This window comes from Zeimonas arvi, assembly GCF_008039575.1.
GTDB lineage: Bacteria > Pseudomonadota > Gammaproteobacteria > Burkholderiales > Burkholderiaceae_E > Zeimonas > Zeimonas arvi.
Map to the genome: position 1 here is coordinate 93,327 of NZ_VDUY01000006.1, position 25,190 is coordinate 118,516.

Below are 25,190 nucleotides of genomic sequence, written 5' to 3' on the forward strand. Positions count from 1 at the left end.
CGTGGCCGTCTCGACAGCTTGGCGCAAGCATACCGCTTGCGCGGCGGGCGCGGTGGAATCCCCACCGCAGCCCCTTCAGCGAGTCAGGTCTCTGCCGACTTGTCCTCGACCTTGGCGTCGGGCGCGTTCTTGCGCACCGACTCGATGCCGTTGTCGCGCGCCGCTTCGGACGAATACATCTCGCTCATGCCCACCACCTGGCCGTTGGTGGCGGTCAACGAGAAGTAGGGTTCGTTCTTCTTCGACATCGCCTTCTGGAAGCGCGTGGCGTCGGCCGCGTTGCTGCGCACCGACTCGACGCCGTTCTTCGCGTCGTCCAGCGCCGCGTACATCTGGCTCTGCAGGATCACTTCGCCGTTGCCGGCCTTCAGCACGAAGTGGAACTTTCCGTTGCTCGTCTTGCTGATCACGAACTTGCCTGCCATCTCGCTCTCCTGTCGGGAAACGTGCGGGGGACTGCGATGCCACCGCGGGCAGCGTAGCAAAGCCGCGCCGCTTAGCCAATGAGGCGCGTCGAGTCCGGCCGCGTCAGCCGCCCGAAGCGCGGATCTTCCCGAGCAGCGAGGTGGTGGATCGCTGGAAGCGGAACGGGATCGAGTGCACGCTGCCGCCCCAGCCCTGCACTTCGCTGGCGCCCACGATGCGATCGACCGGCCAGTCGCCGCCCTTGACCAGCACGTCGGGGCGCACCGCGAGGATCAGCGACAGCGGCGTGTCCTCGTCGAACCAGCTGACCAGCGACACCGACTCCAGCGCCGCGACCAGCGCCAGCCGGTCGGCCAGCGGATTCACCGGGCGGTCGTCGCCCTTTCCCAGGCGGCGCACCGAGTCGTCGCCGTTGAGCGCCACCACCAGCGAGGCGCCCAGCGCGCGCGCCTCGGCCAGGTAGGTCGCGTGGCCGCGATGCAGGATGTCGAAGACGCCGTTGGTGAACACCACCGGGCGAGGCAGCGAGACGACCGCCTCGGCCAGCTGCCCGGGGGCGACGATCTTGCGTTCGAAAGGGGCGGCGGGCGCGGAGGACATGGCGGGGGCGGCGGGCGGGGTCGGTGCAGCCGTCGATTCTAGTGCGACGCCCGGCGCCGCAGCCAGCGCATCAGCGCGCCGAGCGCGGGCAGCTTCTCGTAGAGCTCCTCGGCGGCGTCCCAGTAGTCGCGGTGCATCGCGATGCGGCCGTCGGCGGCGAAGCGAAGGTGGGTCGCGCCGCGGATCGTCTGCGGGGTGCGGCTGTCGAAGCGCCGGAACCGGAAGCGGAGCTCCCAGGTCAGGAAGGCCTGGTCGCCCTGCGCGACGGCGTCGCGCACCACGAAGGCCGGATCGTGCAGCTGCTCGAACATCGCCGCGAAGATCCGGCCGATCGCCTGCGGGCCGCGCACCTCGTTGAACGGATCCTTGAACCAGGCGTCGTCGGCGTAGAGCGTGTCCATCCGCTGCGCGTCCTCCGGGCGGATCGACTCGAAGAAGGCCACAACCCGGCGAAGCGATTCCTCGCGCGATGGGGGTCGGGGTTCGGTGGGCATCAGAGTCCGGTGACGCGGCGCACGGCCGCGAAGTACAGTCGGTCGGGCAGCAGGCGCAACAGCTGCAGCCACAGCGTGAAGCGCTTCGGGAAGTGGATCTCGAAGCGGCCCTGCGCGAAGCCATCGATCATCGCACGCGCGGCGTCGGCCGGCTGCATCAGGCCCGGCATCGCGAAATCGTTGGCGGCGGTCAGCGGCGTGTCGACGAAACCGGGGCTGACCAGCCACACGCCGATGCCCTCGGGGGAGAGATCGAGCCACAAGGTCTCGGCGAGGTTGATGACGGCTGCCTTGCCGGGGCCGTAGGCCAGGGACTTGGGCAAGCCGCGATAGCCGGCCACGCTCGACACCAGCGCCAGGCCGCCGCAGGTCCTGCGCTCGCACATCGGCAGCAGCGCGGCCAGACCGTTCAGCACGCCGTGCAGGTTCGCATCGAGCATCGCGCGGGCGCGCGCCAGGTCGAACTGCTGCGCGCGCATCGGCGCGTAGGTGCCGGCCAGCCAGACCACGAGATCGACGCCGCCCCACTCGGCCTCGATGCGCCCCGTCGCCGTCTGCACCGCGGCGGCGTCGGTCACGTCGAGGGGCAGCACGAGGCTGCCCGCGGGCGCAGCGTCGGCCAGCGCGCGCAGCGGCGGCTCGCGTCGCGCCGACAGCGCGAGTCGCGCGCCGCGATGGCCGAGCTCGCGGGCGAGCGCCTCGCCGATGCCGCTCGAGGCGCCGACGATCCACACCCGCAGGCCGCGCCAATCGCGCAGCCGCGGATTCAGCGGCCGCGGCCATCCGGCGCGCCGGGGGGCGCGGCCGTCTGCAGGCGCGAAGGCGGGTATCGGCGACATCGACTCAGCGCTTGCGGAAGGACAGCAGCACTTCGCCGAGGCGCACGCCGAACTTGCTCATCACCGCGCGGTTGATCATCGTGCGCTCGTCGACCAGATACATCCAGTCGTCGAAGTCGACGTGCCAGGTGCGGCCGTCGACCTCGAGCGCCATCGTGTAGCGCCAGTTGAAGGCGTTGCCGGAGACCTCGCCGCGCGCCTCGCCGACCACGTCGGCCGCGGTGCCGGTCCAGCGCACGACGCCGGCGTCGGTGCCGCCTGCCGGCGTGACGCCGCCACCGGGGGCGGCCTCGCCCGCCTTGCGCAGGGTCCAGATCCGCTTCTGGGTGCTGCCGTCCGAGTAGACGAAGTCCTCGTCCAGCGTGCCGACGTCGCCCTGCCAGCTGCAGCGGATCGCCACGACGAAGCGGCGCACGATCCGGCCCGAGCGGTCCTGGAAGACGCCCCAGGCGTCGACCGTGCCGTCGAAGTAGCGCTTCAGGTCGAGCGCCGGCTTCTCGTTCGCATAGGCCGAGGGTTCGATCGCTGCGCAGCCGGCGAGCGGGCCCGCGGCGGCCAGCGTGGCCGCGCCGGCGGCGAGACCGAGCAGCCGGCGGCGCGACGGTGGGACGGTGTGATCGATCGGTTTCATGACTGCACTCCGATGCGCTCGCGCTCGCGCTCCGGCAGCGGCGCGGTCAGCAGCAGCGCCCCGGCGGCGAGTTTCAGCGCGCTGGGCAGCGCCGCGTAGGCCAGCGTCAGCGACAGCGGCGCTTCGCCGCTCGCGCCGGGCACGTAGCCGAACAGCGCGAGCAGCGGCAGGCCGAGGCCGGCGGCGAGCGCCAGGTTGAACTTGGTCGCCAGGTTCCAGAGCCCGAAATAGGCGCCCTCGCGCCGGCCCGAGTCGCCATGGCCGGCGATCACCGCGGCCAGCAGCGCGGGCGGCATCGCCAGGTCGGCGCCCAGCGCCAGGCCGGTCAGCACGCAGACCACCCAGAAGGGCCACACGTCGCCGCGCTCCAGGCCGAGCGCCCAGACGAAGGCGAGCACCGCGAAGGCCATGCCGAGCAGCCAGGCGTTGCGCAGGCCGATCCGGCCGGCCAGCGCGATCCACAGCGGCATGCCCAGCGCGCCGGCCAGGAAGTAGCTGGCCAGGAAGAGCGGCACCTGGGTCTCCGCGTGCAGCACGTCGCGGACGAAGAACAGCACCAGGGTCGCGGGGATCGCGGTGGCCACGCCGTTCAGCATGAAGGCGGCAAGCAACCAGCGGAAGGCGCGGTTGCCGGCGACCGATGCCCAGGTGCCGCGCAGCGACGGCGTCGACGGCCGGGGGGCGGCGTCGCTTGCGCCGGCCAGCCTGCCGCCGGGCGCCCAGTTCAGCGCGAGCGCCGCCAGCGCGGACAGCACCACGAAGCCGGCCACCAGCATCGGCGCGTTCTCGGGCGCGAGCAGGGTCGACGCGGCGACCACGCCGACCAGGCCGAAGGCCTCGCGGATCCCCGTGACCCGGGCGCGGTCGCGCTCGGTGCGGCCCAGCTCAGCGCCCCAGGCCTGGTAGGCGATCGACGCGACCGAGTAGGCGAGGTAGGTCAGCACCGAGGCCAGCGCGAGCCAGACCGCGAGCAGGCCGCCGTCGACCGGCGGCGAGAACATCGCCCAGAAGCCGACGGCCAGCGCGGGCAAGGCGGCCCACAGCCAGTGCCGGTAGCCCCAGCCGCCGGCCGGGTGGCGCGAGCGGTCGATCGCGGCGCCGATCAGCGGGTCGGCCAGCGCGTCGACCAGTCGGGTGCCGAACAGGATGGCGCCGATCAGGGCGAGCTCCATGCCGAACTGCTGGCTGTAGAAGGCGGGCAGCAGCACGAACAGCGGCAGCTCGAGCAGCGCGAGCGGCATGCGCAGCGCGCCGTAGGCGGCCAGCCCCGGCAGCCGCGGCGCCTGGCTCCCGACCGCGCTCATCGCGAAGCCGCCGGCCCGAGCAAGGCCTGGCGAAGCTCGGGCGCCACGGTGCGCGCGTCGAACCAGATCGCGAAGAAGGCCGGCCCGAAGCCAGGGTCGGCAACCTCGCCCAGCGGGCTGCCATTCAGGTAGAAGCGGACGGCCTGGCCGGGCCGGTGCAGGCCGAGGATGCGGTCGCCGTCGGACACATCGGGGAAGAGCTGCTGCATCCGTCGATGCCAGGCCTGCCTCGCCTCGGCATCGCCCAGGCCCAGCCGCGCGATCTCTTCGGCGCTGCGCTCGGCGATCGCCGTGCCCGACAGCGAACGCGCGTAGCGGAGTTCCAGCGCGAAGGGCCGGCGCGCGGGGTCGAGTGGATCCGCCCCCTCGGGGCCGGTCCACAGCGTGGCGTCGTAGATCCGGAAACCGAACCAGCGCAGGCTTCCGGAGCCCGCGAGCAGCGGGGTGCCGAGCGCGGCGCGCACCGAGGCGGGCAGCGCATCCGTCGTCGTGGAAGGCGCATCCGCGCTTGCCGCGGCGCGCGCGCCGGCGCCGGCCGGCGTCGTTGCGGCCAGCGCCAGCGCGGCCAGCGCGATCGCGCCGCCCGCCGTCGCGCGCCTGCGGCCCGCGATCACCGGGCCTCCATCGTGAACTGGACCACGTCGGTGTTGCCGTGCGCGAAGGCCGCCTCGCAATAGGCGAGGTAGAACTCCCAGGTGCGCACGAAGCGCTCGTCGAAGCCTTGCGCGCGGACCTCGGGCAGGCGAGCCATGAAACGCTCGCGCCAGATCCGCAGCGTGCGGGCGTAGTCCGGCCCGAAGGCGAAGGCGTCGGTCACTTCCAGGCCGTGCTCGCGCGCCAGCGCGCGGAAGCGCGACGGCGAGGGCAGCATGCCGCCGGGGAACACGTACTGCTGGATGAAGTCCGTGCCGCGGCGGTAGCGATCGAAGAGCGCGTCGTCGATGGTGATCGTCTGCACGACCGCGCGTCCGCCGGGCTTCAGGCAGCGCTTCAGCGTTTCGAAGTAGGCGGGCCAGTACGCCTCGCCGACCGCCTCGAACATCTCGATCGAGGCGATGCCGTCGTAGCGGCCGCGCTCGTCGCGGTAGTCGCGCAGCAGGATGTCGGCGCGCGCATCGCCGCCCGCCCCGGCCAGCCGCTCGCGCGCCCAGGCGTGCTGCTCGCTGGAGATCGTGAGGCCGGTCGGCCGCAGCCCGCGCGCGAGCGCGCGCTCGGCAAAGCCGCCCCAGCCGCAGCCGATTTCCAGCACGGACGCGCCCGGCGCGAGCCCGAGGCGGTCGAGGATGCGGTCGTACTTCGCGTGCTGCGCCCGCAGCAGCGGGTCTTCCGCGCCGCCGATCGCCGCGCCGCCGCTCCCCTTGCCGCCCATCGCCGGGGCCGCGTCGAAGATCGCGCTGGAGTAGGTCATGCTCCGGTCGAGCCAGAGCCGGTAGAAGCCGTTGCCGAGATCGTAGTGCGCGTGGATGTTGCGGCGCGAGCCGGCGCGCGAGTTGCGGTTCAGCATGTGCCGCAGGTGGCCCGCGATGCGGCCCAGCCAGCTGCCGTAGACGGCGCGCTCGAGCGCGTCGCGGTTGGCGACCAGCAGCGACAGCAGGCTGGCCAGGTCGTCGGTGTGCCAGCCGCCGTCGATCCAGGCTTCCGCGAAGCCCACGTCGCCGCGCGCGAGCGCGACCTCGAACACGCGCCAGTTCTCGAGCCGGATTGCGGCGCGCGGCGCGCCCGTGCCGAAGCGCCGCACGCTGCCGTCGGGCAGGCGCATCGTGAGCTCGCCCCGCGAGAGCCGGCCGAGCATCGCGAGCACCAGCCGCGCCGCGCGCGGCGCATCGGGCGGGAAGCGGTCGACGGAGGCGGGCTGCGCGCCAGGCGCGGCCGGTCCGAAGACGGGATCGGTGCGATCGATGGCGATCCGTTGCGCGGTTCGGGTCATGGCGTTCCTCGGGTCACGATGGGGCGCGGGGGCTCGGGCTTGCGATGGAAGGGCACGCGGCGCAGCCACAGCCGCAGTGCGTGCCAGTGGATGCGGGCGATCACGCCGAAAGTGAAGAGCGGGTGGCCAAGCAGGGCCCGCGCGAGCGAGCGGCCGGCAAGCGGCGCGAAGCGCCCGCTCAGGCTGGTCAGCAACAGGGGGCCTTGGGCGTCGTCGTGGTCGATGCGGGCGAGGGCGCGCTCGGCGTTCGTCACGAATCGGAAGCGGTAGCCCCCTTCCACCGAGCAGAAGGGCGACACGTGGAAGACCTTGGCCGCCCGCAACTCGGCGCCCGACTTCAGCGGCGCGCCGGCCGGGTCGGCCAGCAGGTAGCAGTGGCGTTCGCCGAAGGTGTTGTTGACCTCGACCACGATCGCGACCAGCGCGCCGTCGGCGCGATGGCAGAACCAGAAGCTCACCGGTTTGAACGCATAGCCCAGCACGCGCGGAAAGGCGTGCAGCCAGATCTCGCCGTCTGCGCGCACGCCGGAATGCCTGAGCATCGCGCGCAGCCAGACGCCCACCGGCCGGCCGTCGCCATGGTCGGTGGCATGCATCGACAGCAGCGCCGGGCGGTTCGCGCCGAACAGCCAGCTTCCGCGCGGCGCCTCGAGCTCGGACAGCGGCGCCCGCACGAAGAAGGCCGGGTAGCGGAACGCGTGACGAACCGGCCTCAGCCGGGTGTGGCGGACTTCGCCGAAGGCGAGCCGCCAGCGTTCGAACCGTTCGCCCGGTGCCGGCATCACGCCGCCTCGGCCAGCGCGGGAGCAAGCGGTGCAGCGCCGGAGGCCGCCGGTAGCGCGGCGATCGCCGCGGCCACGGCGAGGCCCGACTTCAGGCCGTCCTCGTGGAAACCGTAGCCGGTCCAGGCGCCGGCGAACCAGGTCCGGCGGCGGCCCTGCACGGCGGCCAGCGCCCGTTGCGCGGTCACCGCGCCCGCGTCGAAGATCGGGTGCTCGTAGTCGAAGCGGGCGATCACCTTGTCCGGCGCCGGCTCCGAAAGGGGGTTCAGGCTCACGAACACCGGCGTTCGGAAGGGCAGCGGCTGCAGGCGGTTCAGCCAGTAGGTGACCGAGACCTCGGGGGAGGCCGTGTCGCCGTTGCTCAGGTAGTTCCAGGCAGCCCAGGCGCTGCGCCGGCGCGGCATCAGGCTCGCGTCGGTGTGCAGCCAGGCGCGGTTGGGGTGGTACGGAATGGCGCTCAGGATGCGGCGCTCGTCGTCGTCGGCATCGGCGAGCAGCGCGAGGGTCTGGCTGCTGTGGCAGGCCAGCACCACCTGGTCGAATCGCTCGATGCCCGCGTCGGTGACGACCTGGACCGGGCCCGCGGCGCCCGTGCCGTGGCGCGAGACGCCGCGCACCGGCGTGGCGAGCCGCACGTCGGGCAGGGCCGCGAGGATCCTGTCGACGTAGCGTCGGGCCCCGCCGGTCACGGTGAACCACTGGGGGCGGTCGTCGACCTGCAGCAGCCCGTGGTTGTGGAAGAAGCGCACGAAGCTGCCGAGCGGGAACTCGAGCATCTGCTTCATCGGGCAGGACCAGATCGCCGCGGCCATGGGCAGCAGGTAGTGATCGCGGAAGGCCGCGCCGTAGCGCTCGCGCGCCAGGAAGCCGGACAGCGGCTCGGACAGCTCGGCGGTGGCCGCCTCGCCACGCAGGGCGAGCGCGGTGGCCTGCCGGTTGAAGCGCAGGATGTCGGCCAGCATCCGCCAGAAGGCCGGCTTGAGGGCGTTGGCGGGCTGCGAGAAGAGGCTGGCCAGGTTCGAGCCGCACCACTCGAGTCGGTGCGGGCCCACCGACACCGAGAAGGACATGTCGGACTTCGCCGTGGCGATGCCCAGTTCGGCGAAGAGCGCGATCAGATTCGGATAGGTCCGCTCGTTGTAGACGAGGAAACCGGTATCCACCGGGTGGGTGGTGCCGTCGAGCGTCACGTCCACCGAATTGGTGTGGCCGCCCGCGCGCGAGTCGGCTTCGAAGAGAGTGACCTGGTGATCCGGGGCGAGCCGCCAGGCGGCCGACAATCCGGAGATGCCGGAGCCGATGATCGCGATGCGCATCGATGTGACCTCAGGCCGCCGGCCGTTCGCGCTCGATCAGCGCGTAGGCCGAGTGGTTGTGGATCGACTCGAAGTTCTCCGACTCGACCGTGTAGGCCTCGACTGCGGGAATCCGGTCGAGCGCAAGCGCGATGTCGCGCACCAGGTCCTCGACGAACTTCGGATTCTCGTAGGCGCGTTCGGTCACGTACTTCTCGTCCGGGCGCTTGAGCAGCCCCCACAGCTCGCAGGACGCCGCTTGCTCGGCGACCTCGATCAGCGACTCCACCGGCAGCCCGGCCGACAGCCGGGCCGCGATGGTGACGTGCGAGCGCTGGTTGTGCGCGCCGTAGGCCGAGATCTCCTTCGAACAGGGGCACAGGCTGGTGACCGGCACCAGGACCTTCAGCGTCTGCCGGCGCAGCCCGTCGCGCGCCTCGATGCGCAGCGTGAGCTCGTAGTCCATCAGGCTCTCGACGCCGGAAACCGGCGCGGCCTTCTTCACGAAGTAGGGCAGGCGCATCTCGATCCAGCCGCTGTCGGCCTCGAGCCGGTCCAGCATCGCGACCATCAGGCGGTCGAGCGCGGCGTAGGAGAGCGGTTCGTCCTGGACATGCAGCACCTCGAGAAAGCGGGACATGTGGGTGCCCTTCTGGTCGGCCGGCAGGCCGACGTACATGTCGACCCGTGCGACCGAGGCCTGGGCGCCACCCGCGCCGGCGATCGTCACCGGGAAGACGATGCCGCGCACGCCGACCCGCTGGATCGCGAGCTGCCGGGCGTCGGCGGTGGACTGAATGTCGGGCAGGAGAAGCTTCTCGGGAGCGTTCATCGACTCGGACTCCGTTCGGGATTCGGGTGGGCCACCGGGTTCGCGACACCGCGCGGGGCGGGGAGGGCTAGATCGTACATCGAAATGAACTAATCAGTCACGAAATGACTATTAAATTTCCAAACTGGGCGAATCGATGGAATGTCCTGGGCAAATCATGGACATGAGGCTATACTAGGTTGAAATTCTCCCCAGGTCAATGATTTGTCCATGACAAACAAGGAAGACGACGGCCTGCCGTCCATGAGCGGGTCGCTGACCCTGAGCATCGCCGCGGTCGAACGCGACACCGGACTGTCGAAGGACACGCTGCGGGTCTGGGAACGCCGATACGGCTTCCCCCTGCCGCGGCGCGACGACCAGGGCGAGCGCGCGTATTCGCAGCAGGACGTGGAGAAGCTACGGGTGCTGCGGCGGCTGCTCGACGCGGGCCATCGCCCGGGGCGGGTCGTTCGCCAGCCGATCGACGCGCTGCAGGCGCTCGCCAGCCAGGCCGCCGCCGCGGCGCGGCCGGCCAGCGCCGACGAGCTGCCCGACGAGGAGCTGCATCGCTTCATCGATCTCGTCCGGGCCCACGACGTCGAGGCGCTGCGCGGCGCACTGTCCCAGGCGGCGTTGCGGCTGGGGATCGGGCGCTTCGTGATGGAGCGGGCGGCGCCCTTGAACGAACTGATCGGCGCCAGCTGGGCGCGCGGCGAGATCGAGGTCTACGAGGAGCACCTGTACACCGAGTCGATGCAGGTGGTGCTGCGCAACGCGATCGCGAACATCCCGCCGGCGAACGGCGGGCCGCGCGTCCTGCTCACCACATTCCCGAGCGAGGCCCACGGCCTTGGGCTGCTGATGGCCGAGGCCCTGCTGGCGCTCGACGGGTGCCGCTGCTGGTCGCTGGGCGTGCAGACGCCGCTGATCGACATCGTGCGCGCGGCGCAGTCGCAGCGGGCGGACATCGTCGCGCTGTCGTTCTCGCCGGTCCTGAGCCCCAACCAGGTCCTGGACGGGCTGCGCGAGCTGCGCGCCGGCCTGCCGGCGCAGACCGAGATCTGGGCCGGCGGCCGCTGCGCCGTCCTGCAGCGCCGCCCGCCCGAAGGCGTGCGCGTGTTGCGCGAGCTCGACGACATCCCGGGCGAGCTGGCGCGCTGGCGCAACGAGCGCGGGCAGGGCAAGGCCGCCGTCCCGGGGCTTCGCTGAAGGCGGGCCACCGGCCACCGGGCAGGCGAGCATGGGCGAGCTCCGCTCCGAGCGCCAGCGGCGCGGCCGCAAGGCCTTGCTGCCGGCCAAGGACTGCGCGGCCTGCGGTCGGCCGATGACCTGGCGCAGGCGTTGGGCGCGCTGCTGGGACGAAGTTCGCTACTGCTCGGACGCCTGTCGTCGTGCCCGCCGAAGCTGAGCTGCGCAGGCTGGTCCTGATCCTGGGGGACCAGCTCCACGATTCGTCGCCGGCGCTGGCGGGGATCGATCCGTCCCGCGACCGGGTGCTGATGATCGAGGCGCCCGGCGAGGCCCGCGCGGTGTGGAGCCATCGCGCCCGGATCGCGCTCTTCCTCGCGGCCATGCGCCATCACGCGGCATCGCTCGCCGGTCGCGGCATTCCGGTCGACTACGTGGCGCTGGACGACCCGCGCCACGCCGCGGGCCCGGACGGCCTGGTCGAGCGGCTCGAGGCGGCCATCGCGCGCTGGCGCCCGGCCGAGCTGCACTGGGTCGAGCCGGGCGAGTGGCGGCTGGAGCGCGCGGTCATGGCGCTGTGCGAGCGGCTCGGCCTGCGTTCGGTCCGCTTCGCCGATCCGCACTTCCTCTGCTCGCGCGAACGCTTCGCCGAGTGGGCGGCGCGCCAGAAGACGCTCAGGATGGAGTTCTTCTACCGGCGCATGCGCATCGCGCATCGCGTGCTGGTCGACGAGGCAGGCAATCCCGAGGGCGGGCGCTGGAACTTCGACGCCGACAACCGGAGCGGCTTCCCGGCCGGCGGGCCCGGCGAGACACCGCGACCGCCGCGCTTCGCGCCCGACCCGACCACCCTGGAGGTGCTGGCGCTCGTCGAGCGCCGCTTCCCCGATCATCCCGGCTCGCTCGAGGACTTCGGCTGGCCGGTCACGCGGGCGCAGGCGCGTGCGGCCCTCGATCACTTCGTTGCGACCCGGCTCGCGTCCTTCGGCCGATGGCAGGACGCGATGTGGACCGACATGCCCTTCGGCTGGCATTCGCTGCTGTCCTCGAGCCTCAACCTGAAGCTGCTGGACCCGCGCGAGGCGATCGATGCCGCAGTGCGCGCCTGGCGCGAAGGCGCGGCCCCGCTTGCTTCGGTGGAGGGCTTCGTGCGCCAGGTGCTCGGCTGGCGCGAGTTCGTCCGCGGCGTCTACTGGCTGGACATGCCCGGCCTGGCCGAGGCCAATCATCATCGCCACGACAGGCCGCTGCCCGGCTGGTTCTGGACCGGCGACACCGGGATGGCCTGCCTGCGCGCCTGCATCGGTCAGACCCTGCGCCGGGGGTACGCGCATCACATCCAGCGCCTGATGGTGATCGGCAACTTCGCGCTGCTGGCGGGGCTCGCGCCGCGAGCGGTGTCCGACTGGTTCCTCGCGGTCTACGTCGACGCGGTGGAGTGGGTCGAGTTGCCCAACGTGGCGGGCATGGCCCTGCACGCGAACGGCGGCCGCTTCACCTCGAAGCCCTACGCGGCCGGTGGCGCCTACATCGACCGGATGAGCGACTACTGCGCCGGCTGCCGCTACCGCCCGCGAGAGCGCAGCGGCTCCCGGGCATGTCCGTTCACCGTGCTGTACTGGTGCTTCCTCGACGCCAACCGGCCGGAACTCGCGGCCAATCCGCGCACCGCGTTGATGGCCGCTTCGGCCGCGCGGATGGACGACGCGGAGCGCGCGCGGATACGCGAGCTGGGCGAGTCGATGCTGGCCCGGATCGAGGCGCTCTGAGCCGGCCTTGCGGCGCCGCCGCGGTCCGTTGCGCTTCGCCTGCGCGGTCCGCTGCGCTTCGGCGGCGGGTCAGGCCTCCCGCGGCTCGACGAAGAGGGTGAGCACGCCGGTGTAGCCGTACAGCCGGTCGCCGGCGATCTCGCCGTTGGCGAAGAAGCCCACCAGCGGGATCTCGCCCAGGTTGTGCGCAATGATCTGCAACTCGGCGCCGGCCCCGCCGAACAGGTGGGCGCCGCGCCCCACGCAGCTCACGTAGTGCGCGCCGAGCACCCTGAGCGACTCGGTCTCCAGCTCGTCCCGCAGCTCGGTGCAGATCCGGATCAGGTCGGCGCGGGCGGCGGCGCGGTCGCGGGTGCAGAACACGGCGCGATCGCCTTCCTGGGGACGGGCGGCGACCGCGAGCAGGCGGTTCTCGGGGTCGATGCCCACCACGTTGCGGACCAGGTAGTCGCCGAAGCCGAAGCCGCGCGGCGCGTCGGCGGGCGCGAAGCCGATCATCAGCCCGCGCGCCAGCCGCTCGGCGGGCAGCGCCCGCAGGATCTCGTCGCCGTCGCGCGAGGCGCGGGCCTCGGCCGGCACGTCGAGGTCGTCGAGCATCACGTCGAGCGCGGGACGTCCGTCGAGCGACTGGATGTAGTGGGATTCGCAGGAAGAGACCACGTGCTCGCCGGCCAGCGGCGAGCAGCCCTGGGTCACGCGGGAGCGCAGGCCGACACCCGGGCCGAAGGCGACCCCGGAGACGCCGCCGGAGATCGTTTCACCGGCCAGCTGGTCGGCCTGGCCATCGTCCTCGTCGGGCTCGCCGCCCACCACCCCGCCGAAGAGCCGCCCGGTGCGCGTGCGCAGCGACAGATCGACCAGCAGCTCGGCCAGGTCGGGCGTGGCGGGGTCGGCATGGACCAGCGCCGACTCGATCGCGTCGGCCGCGCGCTCGTCCCCCGGCAGCGGCGCGCGCCCGGAGAAGACGTGGAACGCGCGCTCGGGCAAGGCACAGATCATCAGCGCCAGCGCGGGCGCGTCGACGTACTCGGCGTCGGCGGCGCAGACGCCCTCGACCGCCGCGCCCACCCAGCGCACGCCGGGCTGCCGGTGCGCGAGCGCGTCGCGGATCGCGTCGAGGCGCTCGCCGAGCGCGCCGGCGGCGTAGACGATGCCGAGCGTGCCGTTCCTGGCGAAAGCCGGCTGCGCGGCTTGCGCATCGAGTTGCGCCTGCACGAGGTCGACCGCCACGCGCCAGTCGGGGTGCGAGGCATGGGCGTGGCGAAAGCGCGGCATGGCGTCAGCCCTGCGTGCGGCCCCGGCCCGAGCCGCGCTTCGGCGCGGCGGACTTGCCTGTCCGAGCCCGGCCGCCAGCCGCACGCGTGCCGCCGGACCTGGCCTTCCTTGCCTTGCTCGCGGTGCCGGCCGCGCCCCCGGCCTCGGGCGCCTCGGCCGCGGCACCTGCCGCGCCGGCTGCCGGGTGGCCGGCGCCGGTCGCCGCATCGATGGCCGCCGGCACCCCGGCAAGCGCGGCGGCGGCGATCTCGCCGAACTGCTTCTGCAGCGTGTCCCACCAGGCAACGGGGTTCAGCGCATCGGGAGCGGATGGCGCATCGGCCGCCGGGGCCTCTTCGGCCGAGTCCGCCTTCGACTCGCCAGGCAAGGTCTCGCGAGCGGCGGCGGATTCGCGTGCCGCGGCCTCTGCGCCGCTCGCGCTCGCCGTGTCGCTCGCTGCGGACGAGCCTGCCGCCGCCGCCCCGGCCGCACCGGCCACGCCGAAGGCGCGCAGCGCGGCCAGCGTGCCCTGCTGGATCTCGAGCGCCTGGATCGTCCCGCGCAGCATGCCCAGGTTCATCGTCAGCCACTGCTCGACGGCCTTCAGCTCGGACACGCGGCGCGCGACCTCGTCGGGATCCATGGTGGGCGCCATGTTCGGCGGCAGCGAGAACGCGGCCCAGGCCTTCCGGACCAGATCCATCGTCTCGAGGATGCCGGCGCCCTGCAAGGGGTTGCCGCCGGGCAGTCCCATCGCCGAGAGGTCACCGATTCCGAAAGGCGTGGTCATTGCTTCGATTCCTGTCAGACCGTGACGGCGAGGTGTCGTCCGTAAAATAGCACGCAGAACCGGAGCGCATCGCCATGTCCGACATCGAGACCCTTCGCCGAATCCTGGCGACCAACCGGACCATCGCAGTGGTGGGCCTGTCGGCCGACTGGTACCGGCCCAGCTACTTTGCCGCCAGGTACATGCAGGAGCACGGCTACCGGATCATTCCGGTGAACCCGAAGTATCCGGAGATCCTCGGCGAGCGCTGCTACGCGTCGCTCGGCGACATCCCGGAGAAGGTCGACATGGTCGACGTGTTCCGCCGCACCGAGGACGTGCTGCCGATCGCGCGACAGGCGATCGAGATCGGCGCGAAGACGCTCTGGCAACAGCTCGGCGTGCTCAACCTCGAGGCCGACCGGCTCGCCCGCGAGGCGGGTCTCGACTCGGTGATGGACCGCTGCGTGAAGATCGAGCACGCGCGCCTGTTCGGCGGCCTGAACTGGGCCGGCGTGAACACGAAGGTCATCTCGGCCAGGCGCCCGCGCTGGCTCGCCTACTGAACGCGAGGAAACCATCATGAGCGACCGCGAATTCGGCATCGAGACCCTGTGCCTGCACGCGGGCCAGATCCCGGACCCGGCCACCGGGGCGCGCGCCGCGCCGATCTACCAGACCACCTCCTTCGTGTTCGACTCGGCCGAGCACGCGGCCAGCCTGTTCAACCTGCAGACCTTCGGCAACGTGTACTCGCGGCTGTCCAATCCCACGGTGGCCGTGCTCGAGGAGCGGGTGGCGGCGCTCGAGGGCGGGCGCGCCGCGATCGCCGCGGCCAGCGGCATGGCGGCCGAGATGGTCGCGATGCTCACGCTGTGCGCGCAGGGCGACCACATCGTGGCGGCCAACACCCTGTACGGCGGCACCTGGTCGCAGTTCGCGGTCACCTTCGCGCGCTTCGGCATCGAGTGCAGCTTCGTCGAGCCCGACGACCCCGAGAACTTCCGGCGCGCGATGAGGCCGAACACCAAGGCAGTGTTCGCCGAGACCATCGCCAACCCGCGCCTGAACGTGCTCGACATCGCCGCCGTCGGCGCCATCGCCCGCGAGCACGGCGTGCCGCTGGTCGTCGACAACACGCTGGCCTCGCCCTACCTGTGCCGCCCGCTCGATCACGGCGCCGACATCGTCGTGCACTCGGCCACCAAGTACCTGGGCGGCCACGGGACCACCATGGGCGGCGTGGTCGTCGAGAGCGGGAAGTTTCCGTGGGACAACGGCAAGTTCCCCGAGATGGTCGAGCCTTCGAAGGGCTACCACGGCGTGCGCTTCTACGAGACCTTCGGCGACTTCGGCTTCACGATGAAGGCGCGCATGGAGATCGCCCGCACCCTCGGCCCCACGCTCGCGCCGCTGTCGGCCTGGCTGCTGCTGCAGGGCATCGAGACGCTGCCGGTGCGGATGGACCGGCACGTGGCCAATGCGCAGCGGGTCGCCGAGTTCCTGGCGGCGCATCCGCTGGTGTCGTGGGTGAACTACCCCGGCCTGAAGGACAGCGCCTACCATGCGCTCGCTCGGCGCTACATGCCGCGCGGCGCAGGCGGCATCCTGTCCTTCGGCGTGAAGCCGCCTGCCGGCAGGACCGGCGGCGACGATGCCGCGGCCGCCCAGCGCGCCGGCGAGAAGTTCATCGAGGCGGCCACCTTCATGAGCCACCTGGCCAACGTGGGCGATGCGCGCACGCTGGTCATCCACCCGGCCTCGACCACGCATCGCCAGCTTTCGGACGCCGAGCAGCGCGCGGCCGGCGTCACGCCGGACATGATCCGGTTGTCGGTGGGGTTGGAGTCGATCGACGACCTGCTGTGGGACATCGGCCAGGCGCTGGCGAAGTCGCAGCAGGCTTGAGCGCGGGCCCGCGCACGCGGCGGGTTCTTCGCCGGCGCGGCGATCAGTCTGCCGGCGGCCAGATCTCGTCCGAGGCCAGCGCCAGTTGCGGCGGCGCATTCGGCGACACGGTGAACGGGGCCTCGAGGATCTCGGTGCGGCCCCAGAGCCCATCGGCCGGCCGCGGGTCGACGAAACGGTGCAGGCGCCGCGCGGTGGCTTCGATGACCCAGTACTCGGGCAGGCCGTTGGCGGCATAGACCCGGGCCTTGCGGATCAGGTCATAGCGCAGCGAGCTGTCGGCGACCTCGATGGCGACCAGCACGTCCTGCGCACTGGCGCGCTCGCGGCGGTAGTCGTCGGCGCGCAGCCGCAACAGCACGAAGTCCGGCTCGGGCATCGACCAGGGCGGCAGCGACAGCGGCAGCTGCGTGGCGACCCGCGCGTGGCCCTCGGCGCGCAGGACCAACAGGCGGGTCAGTTGGAGCAGGATGCCGGCATGCGGCTGGCCCATCGGCGGCATTTCGATCAGGTCTCCATCGAGCAGCTCGACCCGCGCCTCGGGCGGGAAGATGCCCGCCTCGCCCATGCGCTCGTAGTCGCGCACGGTGAGCCTGCGGCGCCTGGGAAGCTCTGGGCGGTTCATCGGATGGGTCTGCATCGATCGAAGACTGCTCGAGTCTAGCGCGCGGCGCCATCGACCAGAAGGCCGACAGTGATGTCGTAGGCCAGAAGGCCTACATCGCCAGCGCCCGCGCGAGCAGGCTGCCGCCGCTCGCGAGCAGCAGCAGGTGGATGAGCCGGACCACCGCCGCCGGGCGCAGCCGCCGGGCAATGCGGCCTCCGGCCCACAGCGCGACCGGGACAATGGCCGCGCCCGCGCCGAGCAGCGCGATCCAGTCGCCGGAGGGCATCGGGGAATGGGTTCCGATCGCCACCAGCGCGGTGGTCGAGGCCGCCACGATGGCCACCGCGATCGTCGGCCGCATCACGACCGGATCGCCGAGCCGGCCGCCCAGGTACATCACGACGACCGGGCCGGCCACCCCGAACAGGGTCTCGATCATGCCCGCTGCCAGCCCGGCAGGCGCCGCGAGCCGGCGCGTGGCCAGCACCGGCAGCCGCGCGAGCAGTAGGCCGCGCAGCGCGAACAGCAGGATCAGCGTCCCGAGCACGCCGAGCAGCAGCGACGCGGGCACGTGCGACGGCAGGATCACGCCGAACGCCGCGCCCGCGAGCATCCCGGGCACGAGCGCCGCGAGCTCGCGCCAGGCCACGCTGCGAAACGACAGCGCACCGAGCAGCACGCAGGCGAACACGTCGAGCAGCAAGATCGCCGGCACGACCTCGGCCAGCGGGAGCCAGTGGGCGAGCACGGGCACGATCAGCAGGGCCGAGCCGAAGCCGGTGACGCCGAGCACCGTGTAGCCGGCGGCGATCACCGCCAGCGTCGCGAGGAATTCGATCGAGGGCAAGTGGGTGTCCTCGCGCGGCGCAGCGTCCCGCGGCGGCGGGCCGCGCGCCCCCGTCGCCGGCGGGCATGTTACCCGCGCAGGGCCGCCGGGCCGGTCCGGAACTGCGCGCGGCGACCGGTAAATCCTGCCGAAACCGGGAACTTTTTCCGGCTGTCGATCGGGCGCGCCCCGGCTCGCGGAAGGCCTGGCGCCCGGCAGGGCGCGCAAGTGCCTGATCCCGCAAGGCGCGGCGCCTGCCGGTCCCGACTGGCCCGGCGCTTGCTTTCTCCTCGGTCGTCACACCAATCGGGGAGATCGAATGCCGAACGCAGCCATCCATTTGCAGGCCAGCCAGGGCGCCGCCATGTCGGCCCGGATGCAGCACGGGCTGAAGATGCTGCAGATGTCGGCGCTCGAACTCGAGCAGGAGGTCGCCGCGCTGCTCGCGGACAATCCGCTGCTGGAGCGGCCGGAAGAGACCTGCGACGAGCGGCCGGTCGGCCCGTGGTCGGAAGCGCGGTCCGGCGGCGCGGTCCCGGACGACGACGGCGAAGCGTCGACGCCGGCGGCGGTGTCCTTGCACGAGCACCTGCTCCAGCAGGTCGCGGTCAGCGCGCTGTCCGCGCACGATGCCGCGATGGCCAGGGTCGTGGTCGAGGCCCTCGACGAGGACGGCTACCTGCGCGACGATCCCGCCGAGATCCTGGCCGCGCTGGCGCGCGCGCCGCGCCACGCCGAAGGGGATACCGCCCTTCCGCTGCTCGCGCCGGCGGCCTTCGAGCAGGCCTTCGGCCTCGCGCTTCGCTTCGTGCAGAGCCTCGACCCCGCCGGAGTCGGCGCCCGTTCGGTCGCCGAATGCCTGGCCTTGCAGCTGCGCCGTCTTGCGCAGGACGAGCCCGCCCGCGCGCTTGCGCTGCGCATCGCCGAAGAATGCCTCGAGCTGCTGGCCGCCAACGACGTGGCTGCCCTGACGCGCCGGCTGGGCTGCGACGAGGCGGAGCTGGGCGCCGCGCGGGCGCTGCTGCGCAGCCTCGCGCCGCGCCCCGCGCAGGCCTTTGCTGCCGATGAGGCGCGCTACCTCGTGCCCGAGGTGATCGTCCGGCAACGGGCGGGCCGCTGGGTCGTGAGCGCCAATCCGGACGCGAGCCCGCAGCTCAGGATCGACCGGGCCTGCGCGGCCGCGGTCCGCGGCGCGCGCGGCTGGTCGAACACGCCGATGGGCGCGCGCCTGAACGAGGCGCGCTGGCTGATCCGCAGCCTGCGCCAGCGCGCCGACACGATCGTCCGCGTGGCCGAGGCGATCGTCGCGGCGCAGCAGGGCTGGTTCGAGCACGGCGACATCGCGATCCGGCCGCTGTTCCTGCGCGACGTCGCCGCGCGCACCGGTCTGCACGAGTCCACGATCTCGCGGGTCACGGCCGGCAAGTACATGGCCACGCCGCGCGGGCCGGTCGAGTTCAAGCACTTCTTCGGCAGCCGGCTGGCCACCGACGACGGCTTCCGCATGTCGCCGAAGTCGGTGCAGGTGCTGATCCGCGACATCGTGGCGGCCGAGGATCCGCGGCGCCCGCTGTCCGACATCCGCCTGGCCCGCGAGCTCGCGCAGCGAGGGGTGAAGCTGGCGCGGCGCACGGTGACCAAGTACCGGGACGCGATCGGCATCCCTCCGCTCGAGGCGCGGCGCCTGAACGCGCTGGCGGCCGCCTGAGCGAGACCGTCGGGCCGCGGGGCTCGGCGGACCCCGTCAGCCGCGGCCCTGATCGGCCCCGCCTTCGGGCGCGCTCTGGTATTTCTTCATGCGGTTGTAGAGCGTCTTGGCGCTGATGCCGAGGATCTCGGCGGCGCGTTCCCGGTGGCCGTCGCATTGCGCGAGGGTGGCCAGGATCAGCCGCCGCTCGGCCTCGGCGATCGAGATGCCGACCGGCAGGCGCAGTTCGCCGGCGGGCGCCGGCACCGCCGCCGTCGGCGCGCCGAGGCCCGATGTCCCGGCCACCGCCGGTGTTTCCGTCATCGCAAGTGCTTTCGCCGTCGCCGGTGCTTCCGTCATCGCCGGCGCTGAGGCCACCCCCGCCGTTGTCGCCTCGCCCGGCGCACGGGCATCGGGCGCGGGCTGGGGCGGATCGAGCGGAAGGTCCGCGGCATCGATCGTGCTGCCCTCGGCGAGGATGAATCCCCGGTGCACCGCGTTGCGCAACTCGCGAACGTTGCCCGGCCAGGGCGCCTGCTGGAGTCGTTGCAGCGCGCTGTCGGTGAAGCGCTTCGCGGCGCCCTCGCGCGCATTCAGCGCCTGCAGGAAGTGCCTGGCGATCAGCGGGATGTCTTCGCGCCGGTCGCGCAGCGGCGGCAGCTCGATCGGGAAGACCGCGAGCCGGTAGTACAGGTCCTCGCGAAGCCTGCCCTCGGCCACCGCCTCGAGCGGCGAACGGTTGGTGGCCGCGATGATGCGCGCGTCGGCGGACACCGGTTCATCGGCGCCGACCGGCGTGAAGCTGCCCGTCTCGAGTACCCGCAGCAGCTTCACCTGAAGCTCCAGGGGCATCTCGGTGACCTCGTCGAGGAACAGCGTGCCGCCGTCGGCGCGTTCGAAGAAGCCGCGATGCTGACGCACCGCGCCGGTGAAGCTCCCCTTCTCGTGGCCGAACAGCTCGCTCTCGATCAGCTGCGGCGAGATCGCTCCGCAGTTCACCGCGAGGAAGGGCCCTTTCGCGCGGCGCGAGAGATCGTGGATCGTGTTCGCGACGAGTTCCTTGCCGGTGCCGCTCTCGCCGGTGATCAGCGCGGTGACCGCGGTCGGCGCCACCCGGGCGATTCTCCGATGGACCTCGCGCATCGGCGCGGAGCGGCCCCACAGCCGTCCGAAACGGCCTTCCGTCTCGACCAGGTCCTGCTGGGCGCCGAGCTGCCCGCGCATCTCGCCGGCGGCGCCCGCGCGCGCCAGCACCGCCCGCAGGCGGTCGACGTTCAACGGCTTGATCAGGTAGTCGGCCGCGCCCAGCCGCAGCGCCTGGACCGAGGTCTCGACGCTGGCCTGCCCGGTGATCAGCACCACTTCGCTGTCGCGCCGGTCGACGGCGTCGAACAGCTCGATCCCGTTGCCGTCGGGCAGCGTGAGGTCGAGCAGGACGATGTCGGGCGTGCGGAACGCGAGCTGTCGCCGGGCATCGAGCAGCGAGCCGGCGGTGGCGGTCGAGAAGCCTTCGGCCGCGACGATCTCGGCCAGCATCCCGGCCGAATCGGTGTCGTCTTCGACGATCAGCGCGTGAGGCACGTGTCAGGGTCCGCGGTGGCGATCCAGCATAGCAGAGCCGGATCAGCGATCGAGCAGGCGGCGCAGGCGCTCGAGCATCGCCGGCGGATCGATGGGCTTGTCGACGAAGAGGTCGAAGCCGTTAAGGATCGCGCGCCGGCGAACGTCGGCCATCCCGTGGGCCGAGAGGGCGACCGCCGGCAGGCGCGGCAGCCCCTGCGCGCGTTCGAGCGCCCGGATCTCGCGAATCAGCGAGAAGCCGTCGCGCCCGGGCATCGCCAGGTCCGACACGAGCAGGCGCTCTCCGCCGCCGGCGGCCCAGCGCGGATAGATCGCGAGCGCCTGGTCGACGGACTCGGTGGTCACGACCGACGCGCCGTCGGCGGCGAGCACCTCGGAGAGCATGTCGAGCAGTTCGGCGTGGTCGTCCACCGCGAGCACGAAGCAGCCGCGCAGGCCAGTCTCCGGCGCGCCGTCCGCGTCGCCTCCCTTCGCGCCGCCCGGCCTGGCCTTCGCGCCGTCCGGCCTGGCGGCCGGTGCATCGCCCGCCGCGGCGGGCGCGGGCCGGTCCAGCCGCTCCTCGATCAGCTTTCGCTGCTGCTCGACGGCACGACGCAGTCCCTCGATCGCGCGTGCGGTGGCCTCGGGGGGGCGCGGCTGCGGCGACGACAGCAGATGCAGCCAGCCTGCCATCGCGTTCAGCGGCGTGCGCAGATCGTGCGCGATCGCCGAGCGCGGATCGAGCGTCTCCAGCGCCAGGTCCCGGTAGTCGTCGACGTCACCCGCCTCGCGCAGCACCAGCGCGCCGGGCGCCGTGAGCGGGGCGCCAGGCTCCGAGGCCGGGCCCGTATCCAGCGACGAAACCTCGGCCCGCCACGCCCGGGTCCCGATGCCGAGCATGAAGCTCATGCCGGCCCGTGCATGCTCGGCCAGGTCGGGCAGCCGCCCGGCCTGCGAATTGGCCGCCTGCGCCCCCGCCGCGGCGAGGCAATCGGGCAGCGGGCGCCCGATCCATTCCGGTCCGCCGAGCAGGCGGCTCGCCGCGCGGTTCATTCCCGTGATGCGCAACTGCGAGTCGTATAGGACGACGGCCGAGCGAGCGGTCGAGGACATGGGGCGAAGCTTCCGGTCAGCGAGTCTTGCTCCAGGTGGCAGCAATCGGCGTGCCCGGGTCCGCTGCCGGCCCGCGGGGCGCGCCGAGCAGCGCCACGATCCGTCCCGGGTCCACCGGCTTGACCAGGTGCGCGTCGAAGCCCGCCGCCCGGGTTGCGGCGAGGTCGTCCTGCCCGCCATGCCCGCTGAGCGCGACGATCAGGATGCCGTCGCCATCGGCGAGCGCCCGGATCCGCCGGCCGACTTCGACGCCGTCGAGGTCGGGCAGGCCGAGGTCGAGCAGCACCGCGTCGGGACGTTCCTGTCCGATGCGATCGAGCGCCGAGCGGCCGTCGTGGGCGGTCAGAGTCCGGAAACCCTCGAGCTCGAGCACCAGCGCGAGGCTCTCCGCGGCGTCGGCGCTGTCGTCGACGACGAGGACCAGCGCGGCGGCGGTGTCGATGGTCATGGCGGCCATTCTGCGGCCTTCGCACCGGGCCCGCAAACCGCGACACGGGCGGCGAGCGCCAGGGGAGGCGAGCGTTAGAATCGATCGGTCCCTCTCGCGGGCAGTCCTGGCCCGCGGCAAGCCCACCGCCCATCTCGAACCACCCACTCGAGCCACCCATTGACGGATCCGACCGGCATTTCCGGGATCGCCTCGAGCAGCCGCATGGGCAAGGCCATCGCCGTGCTCGCGCTCGGGCTCGGCCTGGTCGTCACCGCCGCGGTCTGGACCACCGAGACGCAGCGCCTGGCCGCGCGGCGCGACGCACTGATCCTCGAGCGAACCGGCGCCCTCGCCGCGCAGATCCGGCAGCGGCTGGTGGCCTACGAGATCGCCCTGCGCGGGGGCGCCTCGCTGTTCGCGGCCACCGACAACCCCTCGCGCGGGCAGTGGCGCGCCTACGTGAGCGCGCTGGCCCTGGATTCCGACTATCCGGGCATCCAGGGCGTCGCATTCGCGGTGCGGCTCGCGCCGGAGCAGGTGGGCGCCCTCGAACGCTCGGTGCGCGACGAGGGATTCGCCGACTTCAAGGTGTGGCCCGCGGCCGATCGGCAGGCCGAGAGCGCGATCGTCTACATCGAGCCTCTCGACGCGATCAACCTGCGCGCGCTCGGCTACGACATGTCCTCCAATGCGGTTCGCCGGGAAGCGATGCAGGCCTCGCGCGACAGCGGCAAGGCGGTGCTGACCGGACCGGTCACGCTGGTGCAGGACGCGGGCGATGCGCCTCGGGCGGCGGTGCTGCTCTACGTGCCGCTCTATCGCCACGGCGCGCCGATCGACAGCACGCAGTCGCGTTCACGGGCGTTGCTGGGCTGGGTCTACGCGCCGTTCCGACCGGGCGACCTGATGGCCAGCCTCGACCGGGGCGCCGAAGCCATCCTGGCGGTGCGTCTGCTCGACGCCGCGCCGGACGGCACCGACCGCCTGCTGTTCGCGGACGCTTCGGAGCACTTCGCCCATACGACCGGCATGACGCCGGTGCGGGTGCCGATCGAGTTCGCAGGCCGGCGCTGGCAGCTGGAGGCCTTTCCGAGCGCCGGGGCGGCGAGCGTCCTCGAGCGGCGCCGCCCGTGGGAATACCTGGCCGGTGGCGTGCTGATCAGCCTCCTGCTGTTCGGCGTGGTCTGGTCGATGGCCACCACGCGCGATCGCGCCCATGCGCTGGCGCTGTCGATGACCCAGGCGCTGCGGCGCGCCAACGAGGCGCTCGACCAGCGCGTGGCCGAGCGCACCGCGGAGCTGGTGGCGGCCAACGAGCGCTTGCGCGCGCTTGCCGAGGCGGGTGTCGTCATCGGGGGCCTGCCCGATTCCGGCGCCCGGCTCGACCATCTCGCCGAGCAGGCCCGGCGCCTGGTCGATTGCGACTGCGCGGTGCTCGTGCCGGGCGCGCCCGGGGGCGGGGCGCCCAGCCTGAAGGTCGCCCGGCCGCTCACGCAGGCGCGCCGGGCCGAACTGGTCGCTGCGGCCGAGAAGTGGCCCAGGCCCGAACTGCCCGGCCTGGTCCTGCTGCCCTGGAGCGACGGGCCTGGGCCGGGCCCCGGCGGCGGCCCAGAGGTCCTGGCCGTGCCGATCCGGGTCGCGAACGACGCGCCGCGCGGCTACCTCTACCTGGCGCACGAGGCGGGCCGGCACTTCAGTCCCGAGGACCTGGCCATCGTCCGGCAACTGATGCTGCTGGCGGCGGCGGCGGTGGCCACCGCTGAGGCCGCGGAGGAGGAGCGTCGCGCCAGGCTCGAGGCCGAGGCCGCCAACCGGTCCAAGGACCGGTTCCTCGCGATCGTGTCGCACGAGCTCAGGACCCCGCTTCACGCGATCCTCGGCTGGCTGGGCGTCGTCGAGCGGCGCGGCGACCGCGGCGAGAGCCTGCAGCGGGCGCTGGCCGTGATCCGCCGCAATGCGGAGTCGCAGAACCTGCTGATCGACGACCTGCTGGACCTGGCTCGCGTCGAGCAAGGCAAGCTGCAGATCGATCGCGAGCCGGTCGACCTGGGCGAGATCGTCGACGTGGTCTGCGAGTCGCAGCGGCAGGTCGCGAGGGATCGGCGGGTCACGCTCGAAGCGTCGGCGCCGCGCGGCAGCTTCGTGCTTGGCGATTCGCTGCGGCTGCAGCAGGTGGTCGGCAACCTGCTGGGCAATGCGCTGAAGTTCACGCCGGCCGCGGGCCGGATCGCGGTGAGCCTGCGGCGCGAAGGCGCTAGGCAGGTGATCGAGGTGACCGACGACGGGCAGGGCATCGAGCCGGCGATGCTTGGTCGCCTGTTCGAGCCCTTCAGACAGGGCGACACGACGAGCAGGCGCCGGTATGGCGGGCTCGGGCTCGGGCTCGCCCTGGTGCGGCACATCGTCGAGCTGCACGGCGGGCAGGTTTCGGCGCACAGCGAAGGCGAGGGGCACGGCGCAAGCTTCACCGTGTCGCTGCCCCGCCTCGACGGCAGCGTGCCGCGGCCGTCGGCCGTGCTCCCGCTGGCCGCGTTCGACGGCCCGGCGCCAGAGCGCAAGCTCATGATCGTCGACGACCACGCCGACGCGCGCGAGGCGGTCGCGGGCCTGCTTCAGGACGAAGGCTGCACGGTCATCGAGTTCGACAGCGTCGACGCGGCGCTGGCCTGGCTGGCTGCTCGTCCGAAGACGGAATGGCCGGCGATCGTGCTGTGCGACATCGAGATGCCCGGGCGGGACGGCTACGAGTTCCTCGATGACCTGCGCGCGCTCGAGGCGCAGCGCGGCGATGCGGGCGAGCCCTTGCCGGTGGTCGCGATCACCGCGCATGCCGGGGCGGCGGACCGGTCCCGGATCGCGTCTCGCGGCTTCGTCGACCTGGTGCCCAAGCCCGTCAGGCTCGAGCGGCTGTTGCGGCTGATCGGCGAGGCACCCGGGCGGCGCCCCGCGTCATAGCCGGACCGGTAC

The 25,190-nt window shown here is 72.6% G+C and carries 25 protein-coding genes; 7 read left to right on the top strand and 18 right to left on the bottom strand.

The window, feature by feature from the left end; genetic code table 11:
* Positions 1-83 precede the first annotated feature (83 nt).
* The 11 genes from FHP08_RS14765 to folE2 form a co-directional block, all read right to left on the bottom strand.
* Positions 84-425 carry a YegP family protein gene (locus FHP08_RS14765; protein ID WP_147705260.1) on the bottom strand — a complete coding sequence of 114 codons (342 nt, stop codon included), beginning with the start codon at positions 423-425 and terminating at the stop codon, positions 84-86.
* A gap of 103 nt (positions 426-528) precedes the next feature.
* Entirely contained in the window at positions 529-1,026 is a 498-nt protein-coding gene (locus FHP08_RS14770) for an adenylyltransferase/cytidyltransferase family protein (RefSeq protein ID WP_147705261.1), read from the bottom strand.
* Between the two features lie 38 nt (positions 1,027-1,064).
* Positions 1,065-1,520, bottom strand: a complete 456-nt coding sequence (locus FHP08_RS14775) for a nuclear transport factor 2 family protein (protein ID WP_147705262.1) — start codon at positions 1,518-1,520, stop codon at positions 1,065-1,067.
* Positions 1,520-2,359, bottom strand: a complete 840-nt coding sequence (locus FHP08_RS14780) for an SDR family NAD(P)-dependent oxidoreductase (RefSeq protein WP_147705263.1) — start codon at positions 2,357-2,359, stop codon at positions 1,520-1,522. Before FHP08_RS14780 ends, FHP08_RS14775 begins: the two co-directional genes overlap by 1 nt.
* 4 nt (positions 2,360-2,363) lie before the next feature.
* Entirely contained in the window at positions 2,364-2,990 is a 627-nt protein-coding gene (locus FHP08_RS14785; RefSeq protein WP_147705264.1) for a DUF3833 domain-containing protein, read from the bottom strand.
* Positions 2,987-4,294 (bottom strand): MFS transporter, encoded by a 1,308-nt coding sequence (locus FHP08_RS14790; protein WP_147705265.1) that lies wholly within the window; start codon positions 4,292-4,294, stop codon positions 2,987-2,989. The genes FHP08_RS14785 and FHP08_RS14790 overlap by 4 nt, the downstream gene beginning before the upstream one ends.
* Positions 4,291-4,908, bottom strand: coding sequence for a chalcone isomerase family protein (locus tag FHP08_RS14795; RefSeq protein ID WP_187272318.1), 618 nt, complete (start codon positions 4,906-4,908; stop codon positions 4,291-4,293). The genes FHP08_RS14790 and FHP08_RS14795 overlap by 4 nt, the downstream gene beginning before the upstream one ends.
* Positions 4,905-6,221 (bottom strand): SAM-dependent methyltransferase, encoded by a 1,317-nt coding sequence (locus FHP08_RS14800; RefSeq protein ID WP_147705267.1) that lies wholly within the window; start codon positions 6,219-6,221, stop codon positions 4,905-4,907. The genes FHP08_RS14795 and FHP08_RS14800 overlap by 4 nt, the downstream gene beginning before the upstream one ends.
* Positions 6,218-7,003, bottom strand: coding sequence for a DUF1365 domain-containing protein (locus FHP08_RS14805; protein ID WP_147705268.1), 786 nt, complete (start codon positions 7,001-7,003; stop codon positions 6,218-6,220). Before FHP08_RS14805 ends, FHP08_RS14800 begins: the two co-directional genes overlap by 4 nt.
* A complete protein-coding gene (locus FHP08_RS14810) occupies positions 7,003-8,319 on the bottom strand; it encodes an NAD(P)/FAD-dependent oxidoreductase (protein ID WP_147705269.1) in 1,317 nt (438 codons plus the stop codon). Before FHP08_RS14810 ends, FHP08_RS14805 begins: the two co-directional genes overlap by 1 nt.
* A gap of 10 nt (positions 8,320-8,329) precedes the next feature.
* Positions 8,330-9,130 carry a GTP cyclohydrolase FolE2 gene (gene folE2, locus FHP08_RS14815; protein ID WP_147705270.1) on the bottom strand — a complete coding sequence of 267 codons (801 nt, stop codon included), beginning with the start codon at positions 9,128-9,130 and terminating at the stop codon, positions 8,330-8,332.
* A gap of 210 nt (positions 9,131-9,340) precedes the next feature.
* On the opposite strand from folE2, the gene FHP08_RS14820 reads away from it, so the two are divergent.
* From FHP08_RS14820 to FHP08_RS14830, 3 genes are all read left to right on the top strand, one after another.
* The gene (locus FHP08_RS14820; protein WP_225879154.1) at positions 9,341-10,321 is read left to right on the top strand and encodes a MerR family transcriptional regulator; all 981 of its coding nucleotides are present in this window, start codon (positions 9,341-9,343) and stop codon (positions 10,319-10,321) included.
* 115 nt (positions 10,322-10,436) lie between these two features.
* Positions 10,437-10,520 carry a DUF2256 domain-containing protein gene (locus FHP08_RS18790; RefSeq protein WP_323808905.1) on the top strand — a complete coding sequence of 28 codons (84 nt, stop codon included), beginning with the start codon at positions 10,437-10,439 and terminating at the stop codon, positions 10,518-10,520.
* Positions 10,504-12,069 (top strand): cryptochrome/photolyase family protein, encoded by a 1,566-nt coding sequence (locus FHP08_RS14830; RefSeq protein ID WP_222707909.1) that lies wholly within the window; start codon positions 10,504-10,506, stop codon positions 12,067-12,069. Before FHP08_RS18790 ends, FHP08_RS14830 begins: the two co-directional genes overlap by 17 nt.
* Before the next feature lie 69 nt (positions 12,070-12,138).
* Here the strand turns inward: FHP08_RS14830 and FHP08_RS14835 are convergent, their stop codons facing one another.
* Entirely contained in the window at positions 12,139-13,344 is a 1,206-nt protein-coding gene (locus FHP08_RS14835) for an FIST signal transduction protein (RefSeq protein ID WP_147705272.1), read from the bottom strand.
* Positions 13,345-13,348: 4 nt separating this feature from the next.
* Entirely contained in the window at positions 13,349-14,113 is a 765-nt protein-coding gene (locus FHP08_RS14840; protein ID WP_147705273.1) for a PhaM family polyhydroxyalkanoate granule multifunctional regulatory protein, read from the bottom strand.
* A gap of 74 nt (positions 14,114-14,187) precedes the next feature.
* Between FHP08_RS14840 and FHP08_RS14845 the strand changes: the two genes are divergently transcribed.
* On the top strand, positions 14,188-14,658 hold the full coding sequence (locus FHP08_RS14845) for a CoA-binding protein (protein WP_147705274.1): 471 nt from the start codon (positions 14,188-14,190) through the stop codon (positions 14,656-14,658).
* Positions 14,659-14,674: 16 nt separating this feature from the next.
* On the top strand, positions 14,675-16,000 hold the full coding sequence (locus FHP08_RS14850) for an O-acetylhomoserine aminocarboxypropyltransferase/cysteine synthase family protein (protein WP_147705275.1): 1,326 nt from the start codon (positions 14,675-14,677) through the stop codon (positions 15,998-16,000).
* Positions 16,001-16,043: 43 nt separating this feature from the next.
* Here FHP08_RS14850 and FHP08_RS14855 read toward each other — a convergent pair whose 3' ends face one another.
* Positions 16,044-16,640 (bottom strand): Uma2 family endonuclease, encoded by a 597-nt coding sequence (locus FHP08_RS14855; protein WP_147705276.1) that lies wholly within the window; start codon positions 16,638-16,640, stop codon positions 16,044-16,046.
* 76 nt (positions 16,641-16,716) lie between these two features.
* Entirely contained in the window at positions 16,717-17,454 is a 738-nt protein-coding gene (locus FHP08_RS14860) for a sulfite exporter TauE/SafE family protein (protein ID WP_187272319.1), read from the bottom strand.
* 373 nt (positions 17,455-17,827) lie between these two features.
* On the opposite strand from FHP08_RS14860, the gene rpoN reads away from it, so the two are divergent.
* Positions 17,828-19,141 (top strand): RNA polymerase factor sigma-54, encoded by a 1,314-nt coding sequence (gene rpoN / locus FHP08_RS14865; RefSeq protein WP_407704041.1) that lies wholly within the window; start codon positions 17,828-17,830, stop codon positions 19,139-19,141.
* A 36-nt stretch (positions 19,142-19,177) separates the two neighbouring features.
* On the opposite strand, the gene FHP08_RS14870 is transcribed toward rpoN, so the two are convergent.
* The 3 genes from FHP08_RS14870 to FHP08_RS14880 are packed head-to-tail and all read right to left on the bottom strand — an operon-like array spanning position 19,178 to position 22,241.
* Positions 19,178-20,701, bottom strand: a complete 1,524-nt coding sequence (locus tag FHP08_RS14870) for a sigma-54-dependent transcriptional regulator (RefSeq protein WP_147705279.1) — start codon at positions 20,699-20,701, stop codon at positions 19,178-19,180.
* A gap of 42 nt (positions 20,702-20,743) precedes the next feature.
* Complete coding sequence (locus FHP08_RS14875) at positions 20,744-21,793, bottom strand: response regulator (protein ID WP_187272320.1); 1,050 nt, start codon at positions 21,791-21,793, stop codon at positions 20,744-20,746.
* A 16-nt stretch (positions 21,794-21,809) separates the two neighbouring features.
* Entirely contained in the window at positions 21,810-22,241 is a 432-nt protein-coding gene (locus FHP08_RS14880) for a response regulator (protein ID WP_187272321.1), read from the bottom strand.
* Between the two features lie 159 nt (positions 22,242-22,400).
* Between FHP08_RS14880 and FHP08_RS14885 the strand changes: the two genes are divergently transcribed.
* Positions 22,401-25,178: a hybrid sensor histidine kinase/response regulator gene (locus tag FHP08_RS14885; RefSeq protein ID WP_147705282.1), complete on the top strand. Its 2,778-nt coding sequence runs from the start codon at positions 22,401-22,403 to the stop codon at positions 25,176-25,178.
* The last annotated feature ends 12 nt before the right edge of the window (positions 25,179-25,190 follow it).

What these genes read in the sequence shown, in the direction of transcription:
- FHP08_RS14790 (WP_147705265.1), bottom strand. Translation starts at nt 4,294, where the DNA reads ATGAGCGCGGTCGGGAGCCAGGCGCCGCGGCTGCCGGGGCTGGCCGCC.
- FHP08_RS14810 (WP_147705269.1), bottom strand. Translation starts at nt 8,319, where the DNA reads ATGCGCATCGCGATCATCGGCTCCGGCATCTCCGGATTGTCGGCCGCC.
- FHP08_RS14805 (WP_147705268.1), bottom strand. Translation starts at nt 7,003, where the DNA reads ATGCCGGCACCGGGCGAACGGTTCGAACGCTGGCGGCTCGCCTTCGGC.
- rpoN (WP_407704041.1), top strand. Translation starts at nt 17,828, where the DNA reads ATGCTGCAGATGTCGGCGCTCGAACTCGAGCAGGAGGTCGCCGCGCTG.
- FHP08_RS14775 (WP_147705262.1), bottom strand. Translation starts at nt 1,520, where the DNA reads ATGCCCACCGAACCCCGACCCCCATCGCGCGAGGAATCGCTTCGCCGG.
- FHP08_RS14780 (WP_147705263.1), bottom strand. Translation starts at nt 2,359, where the DNA reads ATGTCGCCGATACCCGCCTTCGCGCCTGCAGACGGCCGCGCCCCCCGG.
- FHP08_RS14875 (WP_187272320.1), bottom strand. Translation starts at nt 21,793, where the DNA reads ATGTCCTCGACCGCTCGCTCGGCCGTCGTCCTATACGACTCGCAGTTG.
- FHP08_RS14770 (WP_147705261.1), bottom strand. Translation starts at nt 1,026, where the DNA reads ATGTCCTCCGCGCCCGCCGCCCCTTTCGAACGCAAGATCGTCGCCCCC.
- FHP08_RS14765 (WP_147705260.1), bottom strand. Translation starts at nt 425, where the DNA reads ATGGCAGGCAAGTTCGTGATCAGCAAGACGAGCAACGGAAAGTTCCAC.
- FHP08_RS14855 (WP_147705276.1), bottom strand. Translation starts at nt 16,640, where the DNA reads ATGCAGACCCATCCGATGAACCGCCCAGAGCTTCCCAGGCGCCGCAGG.
- FHP08_RS14845 (WP_147705274.1), top strand. Translation starts at nt 14,188, where the DNA reads ATGTCCGACATCGAGACCCTTCGCCGAATCCTGGCGACCAACCGGACC.
- FHP08_RS14840 (WP_147705273.1), bottom strand. Translation starts at nt 14,113, where the DNA reads ATGACCACGCCTTTCGGAATCGGTGACCTCTCGGCGATGGGACTGCCC.
- folE2 (WP_147705270.1), bottom strand. Translation starts at nt 9,130, where the DNA reads ATGAACGCTCCCGAGAAGCTTCTCCTGCCCGACATTCAGTCCACCGCC.
- FHP08_RS14850 (WP_147705275.1), top strand. Translation starts at nt 14,675, where the DNA reads ATGAGCGACCGCGAATTCGGCATCGAGACCCTGTGCCTGCACGCGGGC.
- FHP08_RS18790 (WP_323808905.1), top strand. Translation starts at nt 10,437, where the DNA reads ATGACCTGGCGCAGGCGTTGGGCGCGCTGCTGGGACGAAGTTCGCTAC.
- FHP08_RS14785 (WP_147705264.1), bottom strand. Translation starts at nt 2,990, where the DNA reads ATGAAACCGATCGATCACACCGTCCCACCGTCGCGCCGCCGGCTGCTC.
- FHP08_RS14800 (WP_147705267.1), bottom strand. Translation starts at nt 6,221, where the DNA reads ATGACCCGAACCGCGCAACGGATCGCCATCGATCGCACCGATCCCGTC.
- FHP08_RS14820 (WP_225879154.1), top strand. Translation starts at nt 9,341, where the DNA reads ATGACAAACAAGGAAGACGACGGCCTGCCGTCCATGAGCGGGTCGCTG.
- FHP08_RS14880 (WP_187272321.1), bottom strand. Translation starts at nt 22,241, where the DNA reads ATGACCATCGACACCGCCGCCGCGCTGGTCCTCGTCGTCGACGACAGC.
- FHP08_RS14835 (WP_147705272.1), bottom strand. Translation starts at nt 13,344, where the DNA reads ATGCCGCGCTTTCGCCACGCCCATGCCTCGCACCCCGACTGGCGCGTG.